We start from the raw sequence: 25,654 nt of genomic DNA, 5'->3' as shown, positions 1-25,654 counted from the left end.
GAGGAAGTCATGGCCGACACCGATCAGCACTGGCCGTTGAGCAGCGAGCAGCAGCGGCTGTGGTTCCTCGACCGGCTGGCGCCGGCGAGTGCGGCGTACCACGTGCCGGTCTCGTGGCGGTTGTCGGTCGCCGTACCGCTGTCGGTGGCCGTTACCACCGTGCGCCGCGTGCTGGCTCGCCACGGCGCGCTGTTCGTGGCCTTCGAGGAGGTTGCCGGCGTCCCCGTGCAGCGTCCGTTGCCGACCCGTGAGTTCCCCGTGGAGATTCATGACCTGACCGGATGCCCGCTGTCCGACCGCGACGAGCGGTGCGCCGAAGCGATCCGGGGCACGGCGCGGGCGCCGTTCGACCTCGCCCGTGGGCCGTTGGTGCGCGCCGTGCTGTTCGTCGTCGACGACGCGGTCACGTCGGTCCATCTGACGTTCCACCACATCGCCATGGACGGTCTTTCGCTGCAGGTCGTCGAGCGGGAACTCGCCGCCGGGCTGGTCGGCGGAGTGGCAGAGTCGCGACCTCCGGCGGTGGAGTACGTCGACCACTGCGTCGCGCAGCAGCAGTGGCTGGCCGCGGACCGCTCCCGACAGGACCTCCAACGGCGGGTCGAGCAGTTGCGTGGCGCGCCGGAGCTGCTTGAACTCGGCCGGGACCTGACCCGACCACGGGATTTCACCCATCGTGGCGAAACCCTGCGGTTCACGATGGAGGCCGACGTCCGGGACCGGGTCCGGTCGTTGGCCGCCGGTAGTGGGGTCACGCCGTACATGGTGCTGTTGGCGGCCTTCAACGCCTTCGTGTACCGGCAGACCGGGCAGACCGATCTGGTCGTCGGTACGCCGGTCGCGGGCCGGGGCGACAGTCGCTTCCTGGACGTGGTCGGGCTCTTCGCCGGAACCCTGGTGCTCCGGACCGACCTGAGCGGGGAACCGACCTTTGCGTCCGTCGTGCAGCGGACCCAGGAGTCCGTGCTGTCGGCGCTGGAGTACGCCGGTGTGCCCTTCGACCAGCTGGTCAACAGCCTCGTGCCGCAGCGGACGCCGAGTCACGCCCCGCTGGTCCAGGTGCTGTTCGCGTACCACGAGAACGGTCCGGACAGCGCCGTCGACGGCGCGGTGCTGACCAGGGAGTTCGTCTCCACCGACACCGCCAAACTGGACCTCACCTTCACCGTCTACGACACTGGCGACCGGTACGACGTCGAGATCGAGTACTGCACCGACCTGTTCCTGCGCGACTCGGCCGAGTACTTCTTCCGGCACTGGTCGCAGCTGCTGGTCAGCGGCCTCGACCAGCCGTCCCAGCCGGTCGGCCGGCTGACCCTCGCCGACCCGGCGGAGCGGTCGTTGGTGGCGTCGTGGTCGGTGGTCGAGGGTGGGTCGGCGGCGGAGGTGGGTTCGGGTGTGGTGTCGGTGGATGGGTTGGTGGGTCGGCAGGTGGTGCGGTCGCCGGGTGCGGTGGCGGTGGTGTGTGGGGATGTGTCGTTGACGTACGGGCAGTTGTGGGAGCGGTCGGGTCGGGTTGCGGGGTTGTTGGTGGGGTTGGGGGTTGGTGCGGGTTCGTTGGTGGGGGTGTGTGGGTCGCGTTCGGTGGATTTGGTGGTGTGGTTGTTGGGGGTGTTGCGGGCGGGTGCGGCGTATGTGCCGTTGGATGTTGATTATCCGGCGGAGCGGTTGTCGTTGATGTTGGTGAATTCGGGTGTGTCGGTGGTGGTGGGGGGTGTTGGTGCTGCTGGTCGGTTGCCGGTGGGTGGTTGGCGGGTGGTGGAGGTTGACGGGGATGGTGTGGCGGTGTCGTCGGATGGGCTTGGGTCGGGGGTCGTGGCGGCGTCGGAGGGGGTGTCGTCGGGGGATGGTGCGGCGTATGTGATCTATACGTCGGGTTCCACCGGCCGTCCGAAGGGCGTCACCGTCACCCACCGCAACGCGGTCCGGCTGTTCACCGCGGCGGCCCGGGACTTCAGCTTCGGTCCCGACGACGTCTGGTCGATGTTCCACAGTGCCTCGTTCGACGTCTGTGTCTGGGAGATGTGGGGTGCGCTGAGCACCGGTGGCCGGCTGGTCGTGGTGCCCTACTGGGTCTCCCGCAGCCCCGAGGACCTGTACGCGCTGGTCCGCGACGAAGGCGTCACCGTGTTCAGCCAGACCCCGTCGGCATTCGTCCAGTTCGAGGCCGTGGACGCCCGATCGGCGGACCAACTTCGGCTGCGGTACGTCATCTTCGCTGGTGAGGCGTTGGACCACGGCTCGGTACGGCGGTGGGGCGGTCGCCACGGCTGGGACTGCCCGCGACTGGTCAACATGTACGGGATCACCGAGACCACAGTGCACAACACCTTCCGTACCGTCGGGCCGGACGACCTCACCCGCGCGCTCACCCAGATCGGCCGACCACTGGCGGACCTGACCATCCACGTCCTCGACCAGCACCTGCGACCCTGCCCGATCGGCGTCGTCGGGGAGATGTACGTCGGCGGGCCGGGGGTAAGCCGGGGTTACCTCGGCCAGCCCGGGTTGACCGCCGGCCGATACGTGGCGGACCCGATCGGCGGCGCGCCGGGTGCCCGCCTCTACCGCAGCGGCGACCTGGCCCGGCTGCGCCCCGACGGCAACCTGGAGTACGCCGGCCGGGCCGACACCATGGTCAAGGTCCGTGGCTTCCGGGTCGAGCTCACCGAGATCGAAGCCGTGGCCAGCCAGTTCCCCGGCGTCACCGGCGCGGTGGTCACCATCCGCCCGGACGACGCGGGTGCCCCCCAGCTGATCGGCTACGTGGCGACCGGCGCGGAGTCGACGGTGTCGATCGCCGAGCTGCGGCAGTGGCTGGCGGACCGCCTGCCGGACTACATGGTGCCGGCGAGATTCGTCGAGCTGGCGGCGATCCCGTTGACCCCGAGCGGCAAGACCGACCACCGGAGACTGCCCGACCCCGCCGAGGTGCGCCCGGCCGGCAGCGGCGAGTACGTCGCACCGGTGGGCCCGGTCGAACGAGGCCTTGCCGAGGTCTGGGTCGAGGCACTCGGCGTGGCGCAGGTGGGCCGGCACGACAACTTCTTCCACCTGGGCGGCGACTCGATCCGCAGCATCCGGGTGCTCGGCGCGGCGCGGGAGAACGGCATCTCGTTCGAGCTGCAGGAGCTGTTCCACCGTCCGACGGTCGCCGAACTCGCCGAAGTGTGCACCGTCACGGACGTGCCGCACGCCGTGCGTCGCGAGCCGTTCGACCTCATCGACGCAGCCGACCGGGCGCAGCTCCCGGCGGGCCTCGTCGACGCCTATCCGATGACCGCCCTGCAGGTGGGCATGGTCTACGAGATGTCCCGCGACCCGGAGCGGTTGCCCTACCACAACGTGGACAGCATGGCGGTCCGTGCGCCGTTCGAGTTCACCGCCTTCAAGAAGGCGGTCGACCACGTCGTACGCCGGCATCCGATCCTGCGTACGGCATTGTCGTTGACCGACTACAGCGAGCCGCTGCAACTGGTGTACCCGGACGCCGACCTGCCGGTCGGCTGCGAGGACCTGCGTGGCCTGGCCGAGCCGGCCCAGGACGAGATCATCCGGGACTACCTTGAGCTCCAGCGGGTCACCCCGTTCGACCACGACCGTCCACCGCTGTTCCGGATGTATGTGCACCGCCGCTCCGACGACGTCTTCCAGTGGACGCTGACCGAGCACCACGCCGTGTTCGACGGCTGGAGCCTGCACTCGACGCTCAGCGAGATCTTGCAGGTCTACCTCGGTCTGCGTGGCGGCGTCGAGCCGCAGCAGCGGCCGTTGACGTCGCAGTACCGGGACTTCGTCGAGCTGGAGCGCGCCGCCGTCACCTCGGCCGAGACGGAGCGGTTCTGGCGCGAGCGGCTGGCCGACGCCCCGGACACGAGGCTGCTGCGGTGGCCGGACGGGCCGGTACCGCAGTTTGCCGGCGAGGACCGGTTCGACGGCGAGTGGTGGTACGCCACGGACGAACGTCAGCGGTACGGCTCGGTGGAGACCCTGCTGAGCCTGCAGCTGTGCACGGCGTTGCGGGAACTGGCCGACGGACGCGGTACCGCGCTGAAGACCCTGTTCATCGCGGCCTGTCTGCGCGCGGTCGGCTACGCCACCGGCACGACGGACGTGCTGGTCGGCGTGACCGCCAACGGGCGGCCGGAGGAGCGCGGCGGCGACGAGGTGCGAGGGCTGTTCCTGAACACGCTGCCGTTCCGGTTGCGGCTGCCGGACGGTCGGTGGACCGACCTCGTGGATGAGGTCTTCGCGGCCGAGCGGGACATGCTGCCGCACCGCCGGTTCCCCCTGTCCGAACTGCAGCGCAGGCTCGGTCTGGACCGGGCGGTCAACGTCAACTTCGTCTACAACCACTTCCACGTGATGGCCGAGGTCTTGGCCGACCGCAGCGCCGAGATCCTGGACGGCAAGATCGGCAGCTTCTCCACGGTCCGCGCCGAACCGACGAACTTCCCGCTCAACATCGGCGTGGTGCGCGACCCGGTCGCTGACCGGGTGCTGCTGGCGATGGACTTTCACACCGACGCGCTGCGGGCCGAGCAGGTCCGGTTGCTGCGCGACTACTTCGTGGCCGCGCTCTGGGACATGGTGGGCGACCCGGACCGGCGTTACCTGCGGGAGCCGCTGGCCGGCGCGGCGGAGCGGTCGTTGGTGGCGTCGTGGTCGGTGGTCGAGGGTGGGTCGGCGGCGGAGGTGGGTTCGGGTGTGGTGTCGGTGGATGGGTTGGTGGGTCGGCAGGTGGTGCGGTCGCCGGGTGCGGTGGCGGTGGTGTGTGGGGATGTGTCGTTGACGTACGGGCAGTTGTGGGAGCGGTCGGGTCGGGTTGCGGGGTTGTTGGTGGGGTTGGGGGTTGGTGCGGGTTCGTTGGTGGGGGTGTGTGGGTCGCGTTCGGTGGATTTGGTGGTGTGGTTGTTGGGGGTGTTGCGGGCGGGTGCGGCGTATGTGCCGTTGGATGTTGATTATCCGGCGGAGCGGTTGTCGTTGATGTTGGTGAATTCGGGTGTGTCGGTGGTGGTGGGGGGTGTTGGTGCTGCTGGTCGGTTGCCGGTGGGTGGTTGGCGGGTGGTGGAGGTTGACGGGGATGGTGTGGCGGTGTCGTCGGATGGGCTTGGGTCGGGGGTCGTGGCGGCGTCGGAGGGGGTGTCGTCGGGGGATGGTGCGGCGTATGTGATCTATACGTCGGGTTCCACCGGCCGTCCGAAGGGCGTCACCGTCACCCACCGCAACGCGGTCCGGCTGTTCACCGCGGCGGCCCGGGACTTCAGCTTCGGTCCCGACGACGTCTGGTCGATGTTCCACAGTGCCTCGTTCGACGTCTGTGTCTGGGAGATGTGGGGTGCGCTGAGCACCGGTGGCCGGCTGGTCGTGGTGCCCTACTGGGTCTCCCGCAGCCCGGACGACTTCCACCAGCTGGTGACCGAGACCGGGGTGACCGTCCTCTGCCAGACCCCGTCCGCCTTCGCACAGTACGAGGGTGCCGACGCCCGGCTCGGCCAGCCGCAGGCGTTGCGCTGGGTGATCTTCGGCGGTGAGGCGTTGGACCACGGCTCGGTACGGCGGTGGGGCCGTCGCCACGGCTGGGACAGCCCGCGACTGGTCAACATGTACGGGATCACCGAGACCACAGTGCACGTGACCGCCCGCACGCTCGCCGCCGCCGACCTCGACGGCGGTCTCAGCCAGATCGGCCGCGAGGTCGCCGGACTGACCGCACACGTCCTCGACCCGGCGCTCGCGCCGGTGCCCCTCGGCGCGGTCGGTGAGCTGTACGTCGGTGGCGCCCGGCTGGCGCAGGGCTACCTCGGACGACCCGGTCTGACCGCGCAACGGTTCGTCGCCGACCCGTACGGCGTCGAGCCGGGTGGCCGGCTGTACCGCACCGGCGACCGGGTGCGGCTGCGCCCCGACGGCGACCTGGAGTACGCCGGCCGGGTAGACAACATGGTCAACATTCGTGGTTTCCGGGTCGAGCCCGGCGAGATCGAAGCCACCCTCGCCGCGCATCCGCAGGTCGGCGCCGCCGTGGTGGCGGTGCGTGACGACGGCGCCGGGCATCCCGCACTGGTCGGGTACGTGGCACCGGTGGGTACGGCCACCCTGGTCGACGCCGAGGTCCGCGAATGGTTGCGGCGGCAGTTGCCCGAGCACATGCTGCCGGCCCGGATCGTGGTGCTCGACTCGCTGCCACTGACCCCGACCGGCAAGGTGGACCGGGCAGCGCTGCCCGAGCCGCAGGTCGACGGGGCACGGACCGGGCCGCCGCCCAGCACCGCGACGGAACGGATCCTCTGCGAGATCTACGCCGATCTGCTCGGCGTGCCTGACCTGGGCGTCGACGGCAGCTTCTTCGAACTCGGCGGCGACAGCATCATGTCCATCCAACTGGTCAGCCGGGCGCGCCGGGCCGGCCTGGCGATCAGGACCAAGGACGTCTACGAGCACCGCACCGTGCGGGCCCTGGCCGCGGTGGTGACCACGGCGGACCGGACGGTCGCCGACCAACTGGACGACGGGGTCGGCGCCGTGCCGCTGACACCGATCATGGCCTGGGCCCGGGAACGCGGCGGACCGATGGCCGCGTACAGCCAGTCGCTGCTGGTCCAGGTGCCGCCCGCCCAGACTTTCGACCAGGCCCGGGACGCGCTGCAGGCGTTGCTCGACAACCATCCCGCGCTGCGGATGCGGGTCCGGTCCGCCACCGCCACCGCCACCGCCACCGACGGCGATAGTGCCGGCGACGCGCCGTGGGAGCTGGAGATCCCCGCCGCCGGGACGGTACGCGCCGAGAACTGCCTGCGCGGCGTGGACCTCGCCGGGGCCAGCGGCGGGCAGCGTACGACGCTGATCCAGGCGCAGGAACGGGCCGCCCGCGACCGACTCCGCCCGAGCGAGGGCGAACTCGTCCAGGCGGTCTGGTTCGACGGTGGCCCCACCGGCGACCACCGACTGCTGCTGGTGATCCACCACTTCGCTGTCGACGGCGTCTCCTGGCGGATCCTGCTGTCCGACCTGCGGGCGGCCGGTACGGCGCTCGCCGCCGGGCACCGACCGGTGCTGGAACCGGCAGGTACGTCGCTGCGGCAGTGGGCGGGCCGGGTCGCGGCGGTGGCTGACGAACCGTCGGCCGACGAGCAACTTCCGGCCTGGACCGCGCTGCTCGACCGGCCGGAGCCGATACTTGGTGCCCGTCCCCTCGACCGTCGGGTCGATGTCTTCGACCGGCTGCGGACGGTGTCCCGGACGGTGGCGCCGGACTGCACCCGAGCGGTGCTCACCACCGCACCCGCCGCCTGGCGCACCGGGGTCAACGAGATCCTGCTGACCGCGCTCGCGCTGGCGATGCCGCCGTGGCGTGCCCGGCGGGGCCGGGACGCGGGCAGCGACATCCTGCTCGACCTGGAGGGCCACGGCCGGGACGGACTCGTGCCGGAGGCCGATCTGTCCCGCACCGTCGGCTGGTTCACCAGCATCCACCCGATCCGCCTGGACGCCGGGCCGGTCGACTGGGCGGAGCTGGTCGCCGACGGCCCGCAGACCGGAGCGACCGGCGTCCCGCAGGCCGGCGCGGCGGTCAGTGCGGCGGTCAAGCGGATCAAGGAACAGCTGCGCGCGGTGCCCGCCGGCGGCAGGTACGGCGCGCTGCGCTACCTCAACGCCCGGACCGGTCCGGTGCTGGCCCGGATGCCGGTACCCCAGGTTGCGTTCAACTATCTCGGCAGGTTCCCCGCCGCCGAACCCGGCGACTGGGGGCTGGCCGCGGAGAGCACCGCGCTGAGCGGCGGAGGTGATCCCCGGCAGCCGGTGACCCACGTGCTGGAGATCGGCGCCGTGACCGTCGACGGCCCGGCCGGTCCGCAGCTGCGGACCACCTGGTCGTGGCCGGAGCAGGTGCTGACCGAGGCGGAGGTGGCGGACCTGGCGGACGCGTGGCACACCGCCCTCGAGGCGATCGTGGCCAGCTCGACGACGTCGGCGGCCGGCGCTCCCACGCCGTCGGACCTGCCGCTCGTCACGCTGACCCAGGACGAAATCGACGATCTTGAGCAGGAGCTGTCGCAGCAGCGAGGAGCGATGTGATGAGTACGTCCAACATCGAGGACATTCTGCCGCTGGCACCGCTGCAGGCCGGGATGATGTACCACTCCTGGAACCAGACCACCGGCCCGGAGGTGCAGACCGCCCAGCTCATCCTGGACCTGTACGGCCCGCTCGACGTCGCCGCGATGCGCGCCGCCGCGGACGACCTGCTGCGCCGGTATCCCAACCTGCGAGCGAGTTTCCGGGAACGCCGATCGGGCGCGCCGGTCCAGGTGATCGTCAGCCGACCGGAGCTGCCGTGGACCGAGGTGGCGGTGGCCCCGGGCGAAGCCCTCGCCGAGGCCCTCGCCCGGCACACCGAGGCGGACCAGGGCCGCAGGTTCGATCTGCGGACGGCCCCGCTGATCGCCTTCCGGCTGATCCGGGTCGACGACGAACGGCACCGGCTGGTCGTCACCTACCACCACATCCTGCTCGACGGCTGGTCCACCGCCCTGCTGGTCCGGCAACTGTGCGAGTCGTACGAGCGGCACGAGCGCGGTGCCGGCGGCGCGGCGGTACCGCCGCCCGCGGCGTACCGGGACTTCCTCGCCTGGCTGGCGGCGCAGGACCGGCCCGGCGCGGAGCAGGCCTGGCGCGCGGCGCTCGCCGAACTGGACGGTCCGACCCGGGTGGCCGCGCCCGACCCGACCCGTACCCCGGTCTGGCCGGCCAGCCTGCCGGCCGAGCTGAGCCGGGAAGCCACCGCGGAGCTGGTCGGGTTCGCCCGCCGCAACGGGCTTACCGTCAACACCATCGTGCAGGGCGCCTGGGCGCTGCTCGTCGGGCAGCTGACCGGGCGCAGCGACGTCGTGTTCGGCGCGGCGGTGTCCGGCCGGCCGGTCGACCTGGCCGGTGCCGAAACCATGATCGGTCTGCTGATGAACGTCGTCGCGGTGCGGGTACGGCTGCGCCGCGACGAACCGCTGTCGGCGCTGCTGGCCCGGATTCAGCACGAGCAGGCGCAGCTGTTCGAACACCACCATCTGGGCCTGGCCGAGATCCAGAAGGTGGCCGGCACCGGCGAGCTGTTCGACACCTGCGTCGCGTTCGAGAACTTCCCGGACACCGGCGACCTGCGCTGCGGGCAGTTGCGGGTGGAGGTGGGCGCGGACGACGCCGCGCACTATCCACTGAGCCTGAACGCGGCCGGCGGGCCACAGCTGCGACTGCGCTTGTCGTACCGTCCCGACCTGTTCGCGGCCGGCTTCGTCCGTGGCCTGCTGCGGCGGTTCGTCCGGCTGCTCACCGAACTGCCCGCCACGGCGCGGGAGCGCACCGGGCGGCTCGATCTGCTCAGCGCCGACGAACGCCACCGGCTGTCCGCCCAGGGCCGTAACCCCGCGCCGGTGCCGGTGGCGACCCTGCCGGAGCTGGTCGAAGCACGGGCGGCCGAGACACCCGAGGCGGTAGCGGTGCGCTGCGGCGCGCGCAAGCTGACCTACCGGGAGCTGAACGCGGACGCGAACCGCCTCGCCCGGGTGTTCGTCGACCGGGGGATCGGCCCGGAGCAGTTCGTCGCCCTCGCCATGCCCCGCAGCGTCGAGCTGGTGACCGCGATCCTGGCCGTGACCAAGGCCGGTGCCGGCTACCTGCCGGTCGACCCGGAGTATCCCCGCCCGCGCGTCGAACAGATGCTCGCCGACGCGGAGCCGGCCTGCGTGGTGTTCGCCGACGCGGTCGCCGCGCCGGTGGCCCGGGCCGTCGCCGACGCCGCCGGACTGTTCTGTCTCAACCTGGACGATCCGGCACTGCTGCGGGTACTGCCGGAGCAGCCGACCCACGACCTCACCGACCGGGAACGCCGCACCGCGCTGCTGCCGGCCCATCCCGCATACGTGATCTTCACCTCCGGGTCGACCGGTCGTCCGAAGGGCGTCGTCGTCACCCACCAGGGCGTCAGCAGCCTCGCCGCCACCCAGGCCGACCAGCTCGGTGTGGACGGCCGGGCCCGGGTCCTGCAGTTCGCCTCGCCCAGCTTCGACGCCTCGTTCTGGGAGCTGTGCATGGCGCTGACCTCGGGCGCCGCCCTGGTGGTGCCGACCGAACGGCTGCTGGTCGGGGAACCACTCGCCGCGCTCGTGCGGGCCCACGGGGTCACCCACGCGACGCTGCCCCCGGCGGTGTTGTCCCAACTGCCCGTACAGCCGTTGCCGACCCTGCGGTCCCTGGTGCTGGCGGGTGAGGCGTGCCCCGCCGAACTGGTGACCCGGTGGGCGCCGGGACGTCGGATGGTCAACGCGTACGGCCCGACCGAGACGACGGTCTGCGCCACCATGAGTGCCGGACTGCCGGCCGAGGGCCTGGCCGCCGGGGTTCCCGTACCCATCGGTCGCCCGGTGCGCAACTGCCGGGTGTACGTGTTGGACGACAGCCTGCGGATGGTGCCCGCCGGGGTGGCCGGTGAGCTCTACGTCTCCGGTCGCGCGTTGGCCCGCGGCTACCTGCGTCGGCCGGGGCTGACCGCGACCCGGTTCGTGGCCGACCCCTTCGCCGGTGCCGGCGAGCGGATGTACCGCACCGGTGACCTGGTGCGCTGGCGCCCCGACGGTGACCTGGAGTTCGTCGGCCGGGTCGACGAGCAGGTGAAGGTGCGCGGCCACCGGATCGAACCCGGCGAGGTGGAAGCCGTGCTGACCCGCCACGACGCGGTCGGCCAGGCGGTGGTCGTCGTCCGGGAGGTCGGTTCGGGAGGCCGGCAGCTGGTCGCGTACCTGGTCGGTGCGGCGCCGAGCGGCAAGATCGACCCGGCTGCCGTGCGTACCTTCGTCGCGGCCAACCTGCCCGAGTTCATGGTGCCGAACGTCTTCGTCCCGCTGGCCGCCCTGCCGTTGACCCCGAGCGGCAAGGTCGACCGGCAGGCCCTGCCCGCGCCCGACGCGGCGCCGGCGGCCGTCGACGAGGGTCCGGACAGCGCCGTCGAGAAGCTGCTGGGCGACCTGTTCGCCGAGGTGCTCGGGCTGGACCGGGTCGGGGTGCGGGACAGCTTCTTCAGCCTCGGCGGGGACAGCATCTCCTCGATCCAGCTGGTGAGCCGGGCACAGAGCGAAGGGCTGGCCATCCGGCCCCGCGACGTCGTCGCGCATCCGACCGTCGCCGAGCTGGCCGCCGTCGCCGAACGTGCCGCCAGCGAGGCGGACGACGCCGCCGTCAGACAGGCCGACGACGGGCTGGGCGACATCGACTCCACCCCGATCATGGAGTGGCTGCGGATCGCCGGTGGGCCGGTGGACGGCTACTACCAGTCGATGGTCGTCAACACGCCGGCGGACCTCACCGAGCCAGGTCTCGGCACCGCGCTGCAGGCCCTGCTGAACCGGCACGACACCCTCCGGATGCGACTCGTCCGATCGTCCGACGTCGACGCACCGTGGCGCTTCGACGTGGCCGGGCCGGGCAGCGTGCCGGCCACCTCGGTGCTGACCCGGGTGGCCGTGGACCCGCACGCACCGGAGCCGGTATGGCAGGAGACCGTGGCGGCGCAGGCGACCGCGGCGCAGGCCCGGCTCGCGCCGGAGAAGCGGGTGATGCTGCAGGCGGTCTGGTTCGACTCCGGCCCGGGGCACCAGGGCCGGCTGCTGCTGGCCGCCCACCATCTGGCCGTCGACGCGACGTCCTGGCGGATCCTGCTGCCGGACCTCGCCGCCGCGTGGGCGGCCGTGTCGGCCGGCGAACGACCCCAGCTCGCACCGGTCGCCACGTCGTTCCGACGCTGGTCGGCACTGCTGCGGCAGGAGGCGACCCGGCCGGTCCGCACGGCGGAGCTGGACCGGTGGCACCGGACGCTCGTCGATCCGCCGCCGCCGGTCGGCGACCGGCCACTCGACCCGGCCCGCGACACCGCCCGTACCGCGCGGTCGCTCATCCAGCGCGTCCCGGCCGAGCTGTCGGCGGACCTGCTGGGCCGGGTGGCCGACGCGCTGCACGCCGGCGTCGACGAGGTGCTGCTGGCCGCGTTGACCATCGCGGTCGCCGCCGACCGACCCGGTGGGCTGCAGCTCGACGTGGAGAGCCACGGCCGGGCCGAGTTGGCCGCCGACGTCGACCTGTCCCGCACCGTCGGCTGGTTCACCAGCCTCTACCCGCTACGGCTGGACCCACCGCAGGTCGACTGGCCGGACGTGTGGGCCGGCGGGCCCGCCGTCGGCAGGCTCGTCACCTGGGTCAAGGAGCAAGTCAGATCGGTGCCGGACAACGGCGTCGGGTACGGACTGCTGCGGTATCTGAACCCGGACACCGCGTCCGAGCTGGCCCGGCTGGACCGCCCGCAAATCGGCTTCAACTACCTCGGTCGACTGGCCGGCCACCAGGACGGGCCGCCCGGCGACTGGACCCCCGTACCGCAGGGCGCGTTCGGCGGCGACGTCGACGCAAACATGCCACTGCCCCACGCGGTGTCGCTGAACGCGATGGCGGTCGACCACGTCGGCGGACAACAGCTGCAGGCCAGCTGGACCTGGGCCGGCGAGGCGGTACCCGAGGCCCGGGTCCGCGACCTCGCGGACAACTGGCTGCGCGCGCTGCGGGTACTGGCGCGCAGCACCGGGACACCGGCGGACAGTGGCCGCCCGCCGTCGGCCAGCCTGATCCCGTCGGACTTTCCGCTGGTCCGGGTCGGCCAGGACGAACTCGACGCGATCAGCGCCGAGTACACCGACCTGGCGGACCTGCTGCCGCTGGCGCCGCTGCAGGAAGGCATCCTCTACCACGCCACGTACGCCGGTGCCGGTGCTGACCTCTACACCGCCCAGTTGACGTTGGAACTGACCGGCCCGGTGGACGCCGCCGCACTGCGCCGGGCGGCACAGGACCTGCTCCGACGCCACCCCAACCTGAGCGCGGGTTTCCGGCAGCGGATGACCGGGGCGCCGGTCCAGGTGATCGGCGCCGAGGTGCAGGTGCCATGGCAGGAGATCGACCTGTCGTCGCTGACCGACGAGCAGGCCGACGCCGAAATGGCCCGGATCGCCGACGCCGAACGCCGACGCCGGTTCGACATGGGCCGACCTCCGCTGCTGCGGTTCAGCCTGATCCGCCGGGGCACCGACCGGCACATGCTCGGTCTGACCCATCACCACATCCTGCTCGACGGCTGGTCACTGTCCCTGGTGGTACGCGACCTCATCGCGCTGTACGAACACCACCTTGGTGCCGGGGCTCCGGAGCCGGCCGAACCGTTCCGTACCTATCTGTCCTGGCTGACCCGCCAGGACCGGCCGGCCGCCGAGGCGGCGTGGCGCCAGGCACTGGCCGGCCTGTCCGAACCGACGCTGGTGGCCGGCCCGGGTGCCGCGCACCCGACGTCGTTTCCCCGCGACCTCACCGTCGAGCTGGACGAGGAGTTGACCGCGGCGCTGACCGCCCTGGCCCGCGAGCGGGGGGTGACCGTCAACACCGTGCTGCAGGCCGCCTGGGGGGTCCTGCTCTGCTACCTCACCGGGCGCGACGACGTCGTGTTCGGCACCCCGGTGTCGGGTCGCCCGCCGGACATCCCCGGTGTGGCGGCGATGGTGGGCCTGTTCCTCAACACGCTGCCCGTGCGGGTACGCACCGATCCTCGGGAACGGTTCACCGACTTACTGGCCCGGCTGCACGGGGAGCAGTCGGCTCTGGTGCCGTACCACTTTCTCGGGCTGGGCACGGTGCAGAAGCTCGCCGAAACCCCGGGCACCCTGTTCGACACGCTGTACGTGTTCGAGAACTACCCGGTCGCGCTCGACGGTGCCCCGACCATCGGCGATGCCACGGTGACCGGCGTCGACGGCCGGGACGCCACGCACTACCCGTTGGCCCTCGTCGTGCTGCCGGGCACCAGGATGCGGGTGCGGCTCAGTCACCAGGCCGAGCTGGTCGATCCAGCGACCGCCGAGGCGGTGCTGACCCGGCTGCACACCGTGCTGCGGGCGGTGGCCGCCGAACCGGCCACCACGGTGGTCGGATTGTCCCTGCTCACCGGGGCGGAGTCGGGACTGATCGCCGACGCCAACGACACCGGCGCCGGCACCGCTGTCCGCGCGACCGACGCCGGCACCGCCGCTGGCGAGGCGAGTCTGTCCGGCCTGTTCGAGGCCCAGGTGGCCAGGACACCGGACGCGATCGCCGCGCGCGATGGTGCCGACGAGCTGAGCTACGCCGAGCTCAACGCCCGGGCCAACCAGCTGGCCCACCTGCTGATCGGCCGCGGGGCAGGACCGGAGCGGGTGGTGGCCGTCGAGCTGCCCCGCTCCGTACCGAGCCTGATCGCGATCATCGCCACGGTCAAGACCGGTGCCGCGTACCTGCCGGTCGACCCGGACCTTCCCGCCGCCCGCCGGGCGCTGATGGTCGGTGACAGCCGCGCTGTCTGCGTCGTCGGGACTCGGGAGGGCCTCGACCAGTTGGTCGAGGCCGGCTGCCCGCCCGCCCACGGCCTTGCGGTCGACGACCCGGCGACGACCGACCAGCTCGGCCGGCAGCCGACGACCGACCCCGGCGACCGGCACCGGCACGACCCGTTGCTGGCCGGACATCCGGCGTACGTCATCTACACCTCCGGCTCGACCGGTCGTCCGAAGGGCGTCGCGGTGCCGCACTCCGGCATCGTCAACCGACTGGTGTGGATGCAGGAGCGGTTCCGGCTCACGCCCGAGGACCGGGTACTGCACAAGACGAGCCTCAGCTTCGACGTCTCCGTCTGGGAGATGTTCTGGCCGCTGGCGACCGGCGCCAGCGTCGTCGTCGCCAGCGGCCGGGACCAGCGGGAGCCGGCGCGGCTGGCCCGACTGATCGCCCGGCACCAGGTCACCACGATCCACTTCGTACCATCGGTGCTGGCCGCCTTCCTGACCGAACCGGTCGCCGCCCACTGCGCCAGCCTGCGCCGGGTGATCTGCAGCGGTGAGGCGCTGGACCCGGAGCTGGCCGACCGCGTCCACGCCACGCTCCGCACGGAGCTGCACAACCTTTACGGGCCGACCGAGGCGTCGGTGGACGTCACCCACTGGCCCGTCCCGACCGGCGTTCGGCTGGCCCGGGTACCGATCGGTCGTCCCATCCGCAACACCCGGGTGTATGTCCTAGATGGATACCTGCGGCCGGTCCCACCGGGCGTGATCGGCGATCTCTACCTGGCCGGAGCCGGCCTGGCCCGAGGCTACCTGCGTCGACCGGTGCTGACGGCCGAACGGTTCCTGGCGGACCCGTTCGGATCGGCCGGTGACCGGATGTACCGCACCGGCGACCGGGCGGCTTGGAACCGCGACGGCCAGGTGGAGTTCCACGGGCGTGACGACCACCAGGTGAAGATCCGGGGCTTCCGGGTCGAGCTCGGCGAAATCGACGCGGCACTGGGCCGCTGCACCGACGTGGCCGCCGCGGCGACAGTGGCCCGCGACGACGCGCCGGGCGGTCGGCGGCTCGTCGGGTACGTGGTGCCGGTCCCGGGCGGGTCGTTCGACCCGGACCGGTTGCGCGCGGAGCTGTCCGCGACGCTGCCCACGTACCTGGTGCCGACGGTCTTCGTCGAGCTCGCCGCGATGCCGCTCGGGTCGAGCGGCAAGCTCGACCGCGCCGCCCTGCCGGCACCCCGCCCGGCGACGACCAGCCGGGCCGAACCGGGGCCGGTCAGCGGCCTGGTGGCCCGGCTGTGCGAGCTGTTCGGTGAGGTCCTCGGAGTCGAGGTCGGCGCCGACGACGACTTCTTCGACCTCGGCGGGGACTCGCTGACCGCGATGCAGCTGGTGTTCGGCGTCGAGTCCGCGCTCGGCGTCGAGCTGGAGATTCTCGAGCTGATGCGCCATCCCACCCCCGCCCGACTGGCGGAGCACCTGCCAGATCCGGCACCGGCACCCGCCCCGACCGCCGGCTGACCCCGTACCACCACCGGCTGACGCCGGCTGACCCCGTACCACCACGCCGGCTGATCCGCACCACGGTCGTCCGCCGGTCGATCAGTACTCCTGCGAACGAAGGTTGATGACAATGCTGACGCTGGGATTCAGCGGCCTCGACCGCAGCATGGCGCTCAAACGGGCGATCCTCGGCGACGGCTGGCACCGGGAACAGCGGATCGTCCAGGGCCTGGACTCCGCCGCGGCGCTGGTCGACGAGACCGGGGTGCTCGCCGCCGCGGCGCAGGAGCGCTACGACGGCGTGAAGGGGACCGGCCACTTTCCCAAGGACGCGATCGACGCGTGCCTACGGATCGCCGGGGTGTCGATGCGCGACGTCGACATGGTCGCCCACGGTTTCCGGTACGAGCCGTCGCCGGTCTGGCGGCTCGATCACCTTTCGACCCGGTGGTACGAGCAGGTGTACGCGCAGGAGGTGCAGCGGGAGATCTTCCGCGCCCACTATCCGGCCGACCTCGCCGACCCCCGGATCGTCCACGTCCGCCACCACGAGGCACACGCCGCCAGCAGCTACTACCTCAGCGGCTTCGACGAGGCGCTGGTCGTGGTGGCCGACGGTATGGGCGAGCAGGAATCGTTGTCGGTGTTCGAGGGTCGCGGCGCCGCGCTGCGCCGGTGCGCCACCTTCCCGATCATGAGTTCGCTGGGGATCCTCTACAGCGTCTTCACCCACTACCTGGGCTTCCAGGCCGGCATGGACGAGTACAAGGTGATGGGTCTGGCGCCGTACGGCGACCGGGACCGGCACCGGGCCGCGCTCGACGAGTTCGTCCAGCTCAAGCCCGACGGGGATTTCGCCATCCCGTTGCTGTCGGCCAACAAGTCCCCGCTGGAGCGCGAGACGCACCAGGGCGTGCTGCGTCTGCTGGAGGAGAGACTGGGACCGGCTCGTGAACCCGACTCCGACCTGACGTCACACCACATGGACGTGGCCGCCGCACTGCAGGCGACGCTGGAGCGGACGCTGCTGCACGTGCTGGGCGAACACCGGCGCCGGACCGGCCTGCGGCGGCTCTGCATGGCCGGCGGCGTGGCGCTCAACTGCACCGCCAACGGAGTGGTGCTGCGCAGCGGGCTGTTCGACGAGGTGTTCATCCAGCCCGCCGCCGGCGACGACGGCAGCGCGCTCGGGGCGGCTCTGTACGCGCTGCGCCAGGAACGCCCGGCACCGCCGACCAGCATGCGGATGCCGTACTGGGGCGACGGCCCGACCGACGCCGAGGTGGACGCGGCACTGCGCGACCTCGGCCCGGGCTTCGAATCCAGCCGGTACGCCGGCGAACAGCTGATCCCGGAGGTGATCGGACTCATCGAGCGGGGTGCCACCGTCGCACTGTGCCAGGGGCGGATGGAGTTCGGCCCCCGTGCCCTCGGCAACCGCAGCATCCTCGCCGACCCACGCTCGCCCACCATGCGTGCCCATCTGAACACCGTGGTCAAGCAGCGGGAGGAGTTCCGCCCCTTCGCCCCGGCGGTGCCCGTCGAGGACGCCGCGACGTACTTCGACATCGCACCGGGCACCGAGTCGGCGTACCGCCACATGCTGACGGTCACCGGTGTCCGACCACCGTTCCAGGACCGACTGCCCGCCGTGACACACGTCGACGGGTCGGCCCGGGTGCAGGTGGTGGAGCGTGACTCCGCGCCGCTGTTCTGGGGACTGCTCCGCGAGATGGGCCACCGCACCGGACTGCCGGTGCTGGTCAACACGTCGTTCAACCTGCGCGGGCAGCCGATCGTGCGGACTGCCGTCGACGCGGTCGCCACCTTCGCGCGATCGACCCTCGACGCCCTCGTCATCGGCGATGTGCTGGTCCGGCGGGTCGATGTAGGACTTGCCGGGACAGAGCGCGCCGAGCCCGACGGTGACTCCGGGGTCGCTGCCGGTGCCGGATCGGGGAGGACGCAATGACCATCGACGACGAGCGGGTCACCGCCGACGCGCCCGCCTTCGAGGAAGTCGTCCGTACCGCGTTCGGTCAGGTTCTCCAGCGGGCCGATGTCGAGCCGGACGCCGACTTCTTCGATCTCGGCGGGCAGTCGCTGCAGGCCGTCGAGGTAGCGCTCGAACTTCGCCGACGTACCGGCATTCCGGTCGACCTCGATCTGCTGTTCACCTACCGGCGCCCGGTAGACGTCGGCACGTTCCTCGCCCAGTTGGCCCCGTCGGTGCGGCCGACGACGATGTCGCCGACCGAGGAGCGCATGCTGTTCCTGGACCGGCTGCATCCAGGGTCACCGCTGTACTGCGTGCCGGTCCGCTACCAGTTCGACGGCGAACTGGACACCGAGGCCCTGCACGCCGTCCTGCAGGACCTGGTGTCCGACCATGAAGCCCTGCGGACCTGCTTCACCGCGGACGGCCGACGGCTGGTCCAGTCGGCAGCCACGCCGAGCTGGACGGTGCTGGACCTGTCCGGGGAGGAACCCGAGCGGGCCGCCGCCGAGACCGGCCGGCACATCGCCGCCGAGGTGCGCCGTCCGATCCCCACCGACGTGGCGCCGCTGGCCCGGGCCAGCCTGGTGATCGAACGGTCGGACCGGCACGTGCTGCTGCTCACCCTGCACCATTTGATCGCCGACCAGCACTCCCTGGACCTGCTCGACCGACAGTTGCAGCAGCGGTACGGCGAGCGTGTGGGGCTGAGCCGGGACTTGCCGCCGCTGAGCCGTCGGGGCTTGGCCGGACGGCCCGACCCGACGGCGTCGCGGGACTACTGGCGTGGCCAGTTGGCGGGGCTCGGCGGCCGGATGGCACTGCCGGCCGACCGTACCCGGCCGGACGTGGTGGGACCGGACGGCGAGGTGGTGAGCGCGGCACTCGAACCCGACCTGGTCGCCCGCCTGGCTGAGTTGGCGATCGCCGCCTCGGCGTCGGAGTTCATGGTGCTGCTGGCGGCCTACGCGGCCTTCCTCGGCCGGGCCACCGCGACCCCATCCGCCGCTGGCCGGGACGCCACCGCTGGCCGGGAAGCCGTCGCCGACCCGGCCGACGTCGTGGTCGGCGCGCCGCTGAGCGGCCGGACAGCTGACGACGAGCAGACCGTCGGGATGTTCGTCAACGTCCTGCCGATCCGGGTGCGGGTGAGCGCCGACGTCACGTTCCGTCAGTTGGTCACCGAGGTGCGGGCGTTGGTCAGTGCCGCGTTGGCCTACCAGCAGACCCCGTTGCAGGAGCTGGTGGCGGAGGCGGCCGGGACCGGTGGTGCCCGCCACCACCCTCTCACCCAGGTCAGCATTTCGCATGTGGACAACCGTCGGTGGCACTGGGCGCCGACCGGCGCCCAGGCGACCCGGATGGTGCTGCCCACCGGTACAGCCAAGTACGAACTGCTCTGGACCGTCACCACCGACGCCGCGTCGTCGACCTCCATGCTGGAGGCGAGCAGTGACCTGTTCAGCCGGGGCCGGGCCGAACACCTGCACAACCGGCTGCTGACGAGCCTGACCCACCTCGTCTCGGCACCGGACGAGCCGGTCGGTCCGCTGCTGGATGCTCCGACCGGTCCAGCGTCGGACGAGCCGGTCGGTTCGTTGCCGGACGCTGCGGCCGGTTCGGTGGGGGGCGGCGACGGGTACCGCCGTCAGCCGGCCGCGGGTCCGGTGCATGAACTGGTGGCGGCCCGGGCACGGGTCCACCCGTCGACCGTCGCGATCCGGCACGGACAGCGCGACGTGACCTACGGCGAACTGGACGCCGCCGCGTCCGCACTGGCCGGTCGCCTGGTCAGCGAGGGAGTCCGACCGGGCGACCGGGTTGCGGTCGTCGCCGAGCGGGGCGCCGACGCGGTGACCGCCTTCCTGGCCGTGCTGCGTGCCGGTGCGGCGTACCTTCCCATCGACGTCGCCCAGCCGCCCGGCCGCAGCCGGGCCATGATGCGCGACAGCGACGTCCGGCTGGCGCTGTGCGAACAGGGCTCCGCGGCGCACGCGCCGGATGAGGTGCGGACCGTCGGGCTGGCCGAGGCGCTGGCCGAGGTCCGCGACGCGCCCCGGCCCACACCAGCGGTCCCGGTGACGGTACGGCACGCGGCATACGTCATGTACACCTCCGGGTCCACCGGTACGCCCAAGGGCGTGGTGATCCCGCACGAGGCGATCTGCCGGCTGGTGCCCCGCTCGAACTACCTGCGGATCCGCCCGCAGGACGTGGTCGCGCACCTGTCGAACGTCGCCTTTGACGCGGCCACCCTGGAGATCTGGGGGGCATTGTGCGCTGGCGCGACGCTGGCGGTGGTGCCCCGCGAGGTCGCCCTGTCCCCCCACGAGATGGCACGGCTGCTCGCCCGCACCGGCGTGAGCGTCATGTTCACCACGAACGCGTTGCTCAACGCGATCGTCGCGCACGTCGCAGACGCCTTCGCCGGTCTGCGGGTGCTGCTCATCGGCGGCGACCAGTACGCGCTGGACCAGGTCCGGCGGATGCTCGCCGCCGGCGCCCCCCAGCAACTGCTCAACGCGTACGGCCCGACCGAGAACACCACCTTCTCCGCCGCGCACCGGGTCACCGACACGGACCTGGCGCGGGGCGTCATCCCGATCGGCGGGGCCATCGACGGCACGTACCTGCGGGTCCTCGACGACCGGCTGACCCCGGTCGCGCCCGGCGACACCGGCGAACTGTATGTCGGGGGCCAGGGGCTCGCCGACGGTTACGTCAACGATGCCCGCCGGAGCTGCGCGACTTTCGTCGCCGACCCGTTCGCGGCCCGGCCCGGTGACCGGCTCTACCGCACCGGCGACCGGGTGCGGCTGCTGCCCGACGGCGGGGTCGTGTTCCTGGGCCGTCGCGACGACCAGGTCAAGGTCAGCGGGTTCCGGGTCGAGCTGGGCGAAGTGGAGCGGGCACTGCGGGCCTGCCCCGGGGTGGGCGACGGCGCGGTGTCCGCAGTTACCGCCGAGGGCGGAACCGAACTGGTCGCCGTACTGACCGGTCCGGCCGACCCGGCCGAGGTCCGGGAGCACCTGCGGGCCAACCTGCCGGCGTACATGGTGCCGGCGCGGTGTCACCGGGTCGACCGGCTGCCGATGACCCGCAACGGCAAGGTGGACCGCTCGGCGCTGGCGGCGCTGTACCGCGATGCGGGGTCGGCAGCGGTCCCGGACGCCGCGGTGGCCGGCGCGCCAGTGGCCGACGTACCGCTGCCGCCGAGGGATCGGCCGCCGACGGATCCGCTGCCGACCGACCCGGTCTCCGCCGGGCTCGCCGACATCTGGCGGAACCTGCTCGGAGTCGCCGACTTCGGCGTCGACAGCAACTTCTTCGAGCTGGGAGGAACCTCGATCAAGGCCCTGCACCTGGTCGGGGCGGTGCACCGGCAGTTCCACGTCGATCTGCAGATCCTCGCCGTGTTCCGGCGGCCCTCCTTCGCCGATCTGGCCGGCGAGGTCACCGACCTCGTCCGTACGCGGGTCAGCGGCGCCGACGCGACGGAAGGTGCCCGGTAGTGGACCTTGGCGATCCCGATCTCTACCTCGACTCCGGCCGGTTCGCCCGTTGGCACCGCAACGCCGCCGCGGACGCCGTGCTGTGGAGCGAACCTGGTACGTCACCGGGCGGCTTCTGGTCGGTCTTCTCGATGGCCGCGTGCCGGACGGTGCTGTCACCGAAGGCGCCGTTCACCTCCGAGTACGGGATGATGATCGGCTTCGACCGGGACCATCCGGACAAGGCCGGCGGCGGGATGCTGGTCGTCGCCGACGGCCCGCAGCACGGCCAGCTGCGCAGCGTCATCATGCCCTTCCTGTCCCGGGCGATGGCCGAAACCCTGGACGAGGCCGTCCGGCAGGAGGTACGGGGACTCGTCGCGGACGCTGTCGCCACCGGCAGCGTCGATGTCGCCGCGACCCTCGCCCCGGTGATCCCGGCCAGTGTCGTCTGCCGGGTCCTGGGGGTGCCGGAGGCCGACCGCGACATGCTCATCGAGTTGACCAATCACGCCTTCGGTGGCGCCGACGACACGTTCGCCAAGATGTCACCGGAGGCGGCGCATTCGGAGATGATCCTCTACCTGGCCGACCTGGTGGCAGCCCGGCGGCGCAACCCGGGTGACGACCTGATCAGCGCGTTGGCCGGCGACCGCCGGTTGGGCCTGCGCGAGGTGCTGCTCAACTGCGACAACGTGCTCGTCGGCGGGAACGAGACCACCCGGCACGCCATCGCCGGCTGTTTCCACGCCCTGGCCACCGCGCCCGGAACCCTGACCCGGCTGCGCGCGGATCCGGATCTGGTCGGGCCAACCGTCGAAGAGATCATCCGGTGGACCTCACCCGCGATGCATGTGCTGCGGGTCGCCACCGCTGACCTCGACCTGTCCGGTCAGCGGGTGACCTGCGGCGAGACGGTGGTCGCCTGGCTGCCGGCGGCCAACCGCGACCCGCGGCACTTCGACGCGGCCGACGATTTCCGACCCGACCGGCGGGCCAACCAGCACCTTGGCTTCGGACACGGGCCACACCACTGTCTCGGCGCGGCGCTCGCCCGGCTGGAACTCCGGGCGCTGCTGACCGCGCTGACCGAACTCGTGGAGTCCGTCGCCGTGCTCGGGGAGCCGGTGCAACTGCGGTCCAACCTGGTCCACGGCTACCGCCACCTGCGGGTACGGCTGGAGCCTGTCCGTCCGTGAGCCGTCGAACCGAGAGGCGTTGAGTTGAGTGAGTGCTATCCGAGATCCCCAGTTCCGGCGGTTGTACGTCGGCGACGCGTTGTCCGGTTTCGGGGACACCGCACTGTTGCTGGCCCTCGGTATCTGGGTCAAGGAACTCACCGGTAGCAACTCGGCGGCCGGTGTCGTCTTCCTCGCGATGGGCGTACCGGTGCTGTTCGCCCCGTTCGTCGGCCGGCAGATCGACCGGATTCGGCGTAAGCCGCTGCTGATGGCCACCAACGCATTCGCCGCGGTGGCGGTGCTGGCACTGCTGTTCGTGCGCTCCGCCGAACAGACCTGGATCATCTATACCGTCGCCGTCCTATACGGCTGTGTCTCCACGGTGCTCACCGCGGGACGCAGCGCCCTGCTCAAGGACCTGCTGCCGGACCAGGACCTGGGGTCGGCCAACGCGGCGTTCGGCACGCTGTTCGGGTTCACTCGAATCCTGGCGCCGCTGGTCGGCTCCGGCATCTACGCGGCGCTCGGCGGCCACATGCTGGCGCTGCTGGACGCGCTGACCTTCGTCGCGGCGATCGTCGCTCTGGCGACGGTGCGGGTCACCGAGTCGCAGCCGGAACGTACCGGGGAGCGGTTCAGCAGCGAGGTCCTCGCGGGCATTCGCTACATCCGTTCCGTTCCGTTGCTGACTCAGGTCACGGTGCTCAGCGCCGTCGCGTTCGGGGCGGTGGGATTCCTGGAACCGATCATCTTCGTCGTGGTCGAGGAGGGGTTGCACCGGCCGGCGGCGTTCTTCGGCGTGATCGTCAGTGTGCAGGGCATCGGCTCCATCATCGCCGGGTTCACCGGGGCGTGGCTGCTGCGCCGTGTCGGCGAGGCCCGGGCCATCGGCGGGGCGTTGATCGGGTTGGGCATCGGCTGCGCCGTGCTGGCTGTCGGCGCCACCTCGGTGGTGCTGGGCGGGGCGATCGGGGTCGGGCTGGCGGTGACCTGGTTCTCGATCGGATGGAACACGACGCTGCAGCGGCATACGCCACCGCGGCTGCAGGGCCGGGTCTTCACCACCGCCGGGGTGATGGTGACGGTTCCGCAGACGGCCTGTATCGGGTTGGCCGCGGCGCTCATCGTCGTCATGGACTACCGGCTCCTGCTGGCCCTGCTGTCGGTGGTCATCGTGCTCTGCGGGCTACGGCTGCTGGTGCGCCCACAGCCGGCACCGGCACCGCAGCCGGCACCGGGTGACGGCGCGGACGCCGCGCCGAACGAGCCCTCGCCGCAACCGGCGCGGAGTGAATCGGCGGTCGCCGACGAAGCCGTGCACAGCAACCGGAAGTAGCCGGACCGGCCCGGTCCGTGCAAGGACCATCCAGATCGGAGGCGAACGATGACCACAGCTGAGACGTCGATCACCCGGCGTACGGTGCGGGTGCCCTTCGCGGGCAGCCGCGAGGGTGAATGGCCGGTGACTCTCGCCCAGGGCAACGTCTTCGACTGGATGGCGTTGAACAGCCACAGCGCGGTGTTCGCGCTCTACGCCGACCTGCCGGCCGGACATACCGTCGAGGAGGTGTTCGAAGCCGTCGGCGTACTGGTGTCCCGGCACGAAGGGCTGCGGACGGTCTACGACACGGAATCCGCCGCCGGGCGCAGACAGCGGGTCTCCCGCACCGGCTACGTCGACGTGTTGGTGATGGAACTAGGGCCGCAGGCGCGGGAGCGTACCCAGATCACCGATCCGCTGCGGCTGTTCGATCACGGCCGTGAGTATCCGGTCCGGGTGGCCGTGACCACCCACTCCGGGGTTCCGGTCCGAGTCGTGTTCGAGTTCTCCCATGTCGTGGCCGACCTGGTGGCGGCCGGTATCGTACTGGACGATTTCGTCGAACTCGTCGCCTCGCCCGAGCGACATGTGGGCCCGCCCATCTGGCAACCTCCGGACCAGGCCGAATACGAGCAGACGCCCGAAGCGAAGCGCCGGATGGCCAGGACCCTGAAATACTGGGCCAAGCAGATTCACGAGCTTCCGGCTTGCGTGTTGTCAGTTCCGGCCCGGACCTCGGGACCGCCGGACGTCAGACTCTCGACGATGAGGTCCGCGTCGGTCGCCACGGCACTGCGGGAGGTGTCTGCTCGGGCCCGGGTCACGCCGGCGACGGTCTTGGTCACCACCATCGCGACGTTGTTGTCCTGGTGGACCGACACCGATCTGGCCGCGTTGGACACTCTCTACAGTAACCGCGCGTTGCCGAGGATGCGCCGCTTCGTCGGCAGCATCGTGCAGAGCGCGCTGGTTCCGTTCTCGACCTCGCCCTCGTTCTACGAGACACTGCGGCAGACCCATGCCGCGATCTTCAACGCGTACCAGTACGCGTACTTCGACGCCACCGCAGTCGCCGCCATGGTCGACTCGATCGGGATCGAGCGGGGATGTGCCCGGCACCGGGATCTGGTGGTCAACGACATGAGCACCGGCCATGGCGCGGTCTTCGACAGGCACCGGGGGGCGGGGGCCGACGCCACGGAGGTGGAGACGGGACTGGAGACGACCGCCGTGGACCCGTTCGGGCTGGTCATCCTGCAGACCGAGCCGATCGCCGTACTCGGGCTCACCCACGACGTACGGCACGTCACCAACGACGAGGCGGCGGCCATGCTCCGGTCGCTGGAACGGATCCTGACCACGGCCGTGGAGCGCGACGTCGACGTCGACAAGCTCGGCGAGCTGGTCGAACTCGACCGGGTCGAGCGCGACGCGGGGTGGGCGAAGGTGAACGCGTCATGGATGGACGTCGGCTCGATCGAGGCGACCCTGCGGGAGGCGGCCGGCGACCCGGCGGCCCGGGTGTTCGTCCGTACCGCTCTGGGTGGGGCCACGTCGCTGGTCGGGTACGCGGCGCCGGCGGACCGGCGGACCGGCCCGCGTGAACTGCACGCGGCGGTGATGGCCCGGCTGGGTGGTCGGCACGGGGTGACGGCACCGGATTCGTACGTCGTGTGTGCCAGAGCGCCACAGCGGCCGGAGAGCCTGCCCGCGTGGCAGGAGCAGCCGATCCGGAAGGCGGGGTCCGGCCGGTGACG

The 25,654-nt window shown here is 71.6% G+C and carries 7 protein-coding genes; all 7 read left to right on the top strand.

Annotated features, from left to right (window positions below; genetic code table 11):
- Positions 1-9: 9 nt before the first annotated feature.
- The gene (locus tag ACFHWT_RS22235; RefSeq protein ID WP_416596601.1) at positions 10-8,079 is read left to right on the top strand and encodes an amino acid adenylation domain-containing protein; all 8,070 of its coding nucleotides are present in this window, start codon (positions 10-12) and stop codon (positions 8,077-8,079) included.
- A complete protein-coding gene (locus ACFHWT_RS22230) occupies positions 8,079-15,926 on the top strand; it encodes an amino acid adenylation domain-containing protein (RefSeq protein WP_416596600.1) in 7,848 nt (2,615 codons plus the stop codon). The genes ACFHWT_RS22235 and ACFHWT_RS22230 overlap by 1 nt, the downstream gene beginning before the upstream one ends.
- A 112-nt stretch (positions 15,927-16,038) precedes the next feature.
- Positions 16,039-17,880 (top strand): carbamoyltransferase, encoded by a 1,842-nt coding sequence (locus ACFHWT_RS22225; protein ID WP_416596599.1) that lies wholly within the window; start codon positions 16,039-16,041, stop codon positions 17,878-17,880.
- On the top strand, positions 17,877-21,416 hold the full coding sequence (locus tag ACFHWT_RS22220; protein ID WP_416596598.1) for an amino acid adenylation domain-containing protein: 3,540 nt from the start codon (positions 17,877-17,879) through the stop codon (positions 21,414-21,416). The genes ACFHWT_RS22225 and ACFHWT_RS22220 overlap by 4 nt, the downstream gene beginning before the upstream one ends.
- Complete coding sequence (locus ACFHWT_RS22215) at positions 21,416-22,594, top strand: cytochrome P450 (RefSeq protein WP_416596597.1); 1,179 nt, start codon at positions 21,416-21,418, stop codon at positions 22,592-22,594. The genes ACFHWT_RS22220 and ACFHWT_RS22215 overlap by 1 nt, the downstream gene beginning before the upstream one ends.
- A gap of 28 nt (positions 22,595-22,622) precedes the next feature.
- Complete coding sequence (locus tag ACFHWT_RS22210) at positions 22,623-23,912, top strand: MFS transporter (protein WP_416596596.1); 1,290 nt, start codon at positions 22,623-22,625, stop codon at positions 23,910-23,912.
- Between the two features lie 48 nt (positions 23,913-23,960).
- Positions 23,961-25,652, top strand: a complete 1,692-nt coding sequence (locus tag ACFHWT_RS22205) for a condensation domain-containing protein (protein ID WP_416596595.1) — start codon at positions 23,961-23,963, stop codon at positions 25,650-25,652.
- Positions 25,653-25,654 lie beyond the last annotated feature (2 nt).

Origin of the sequence: Micromonospora sp. LOL_021, from assembly GCF_048060215.1 — a bacterium.
Lineage (GTDB): Bacteria > Actinomycetota > Actinomycetes > Mycobacteriales > Micromonosporaceae > Micromonospora_E.
Note: the sequence above shows the minus strand (reverse complement) of the source record. Positions and strands in the feature narration are given on the sequence as shown.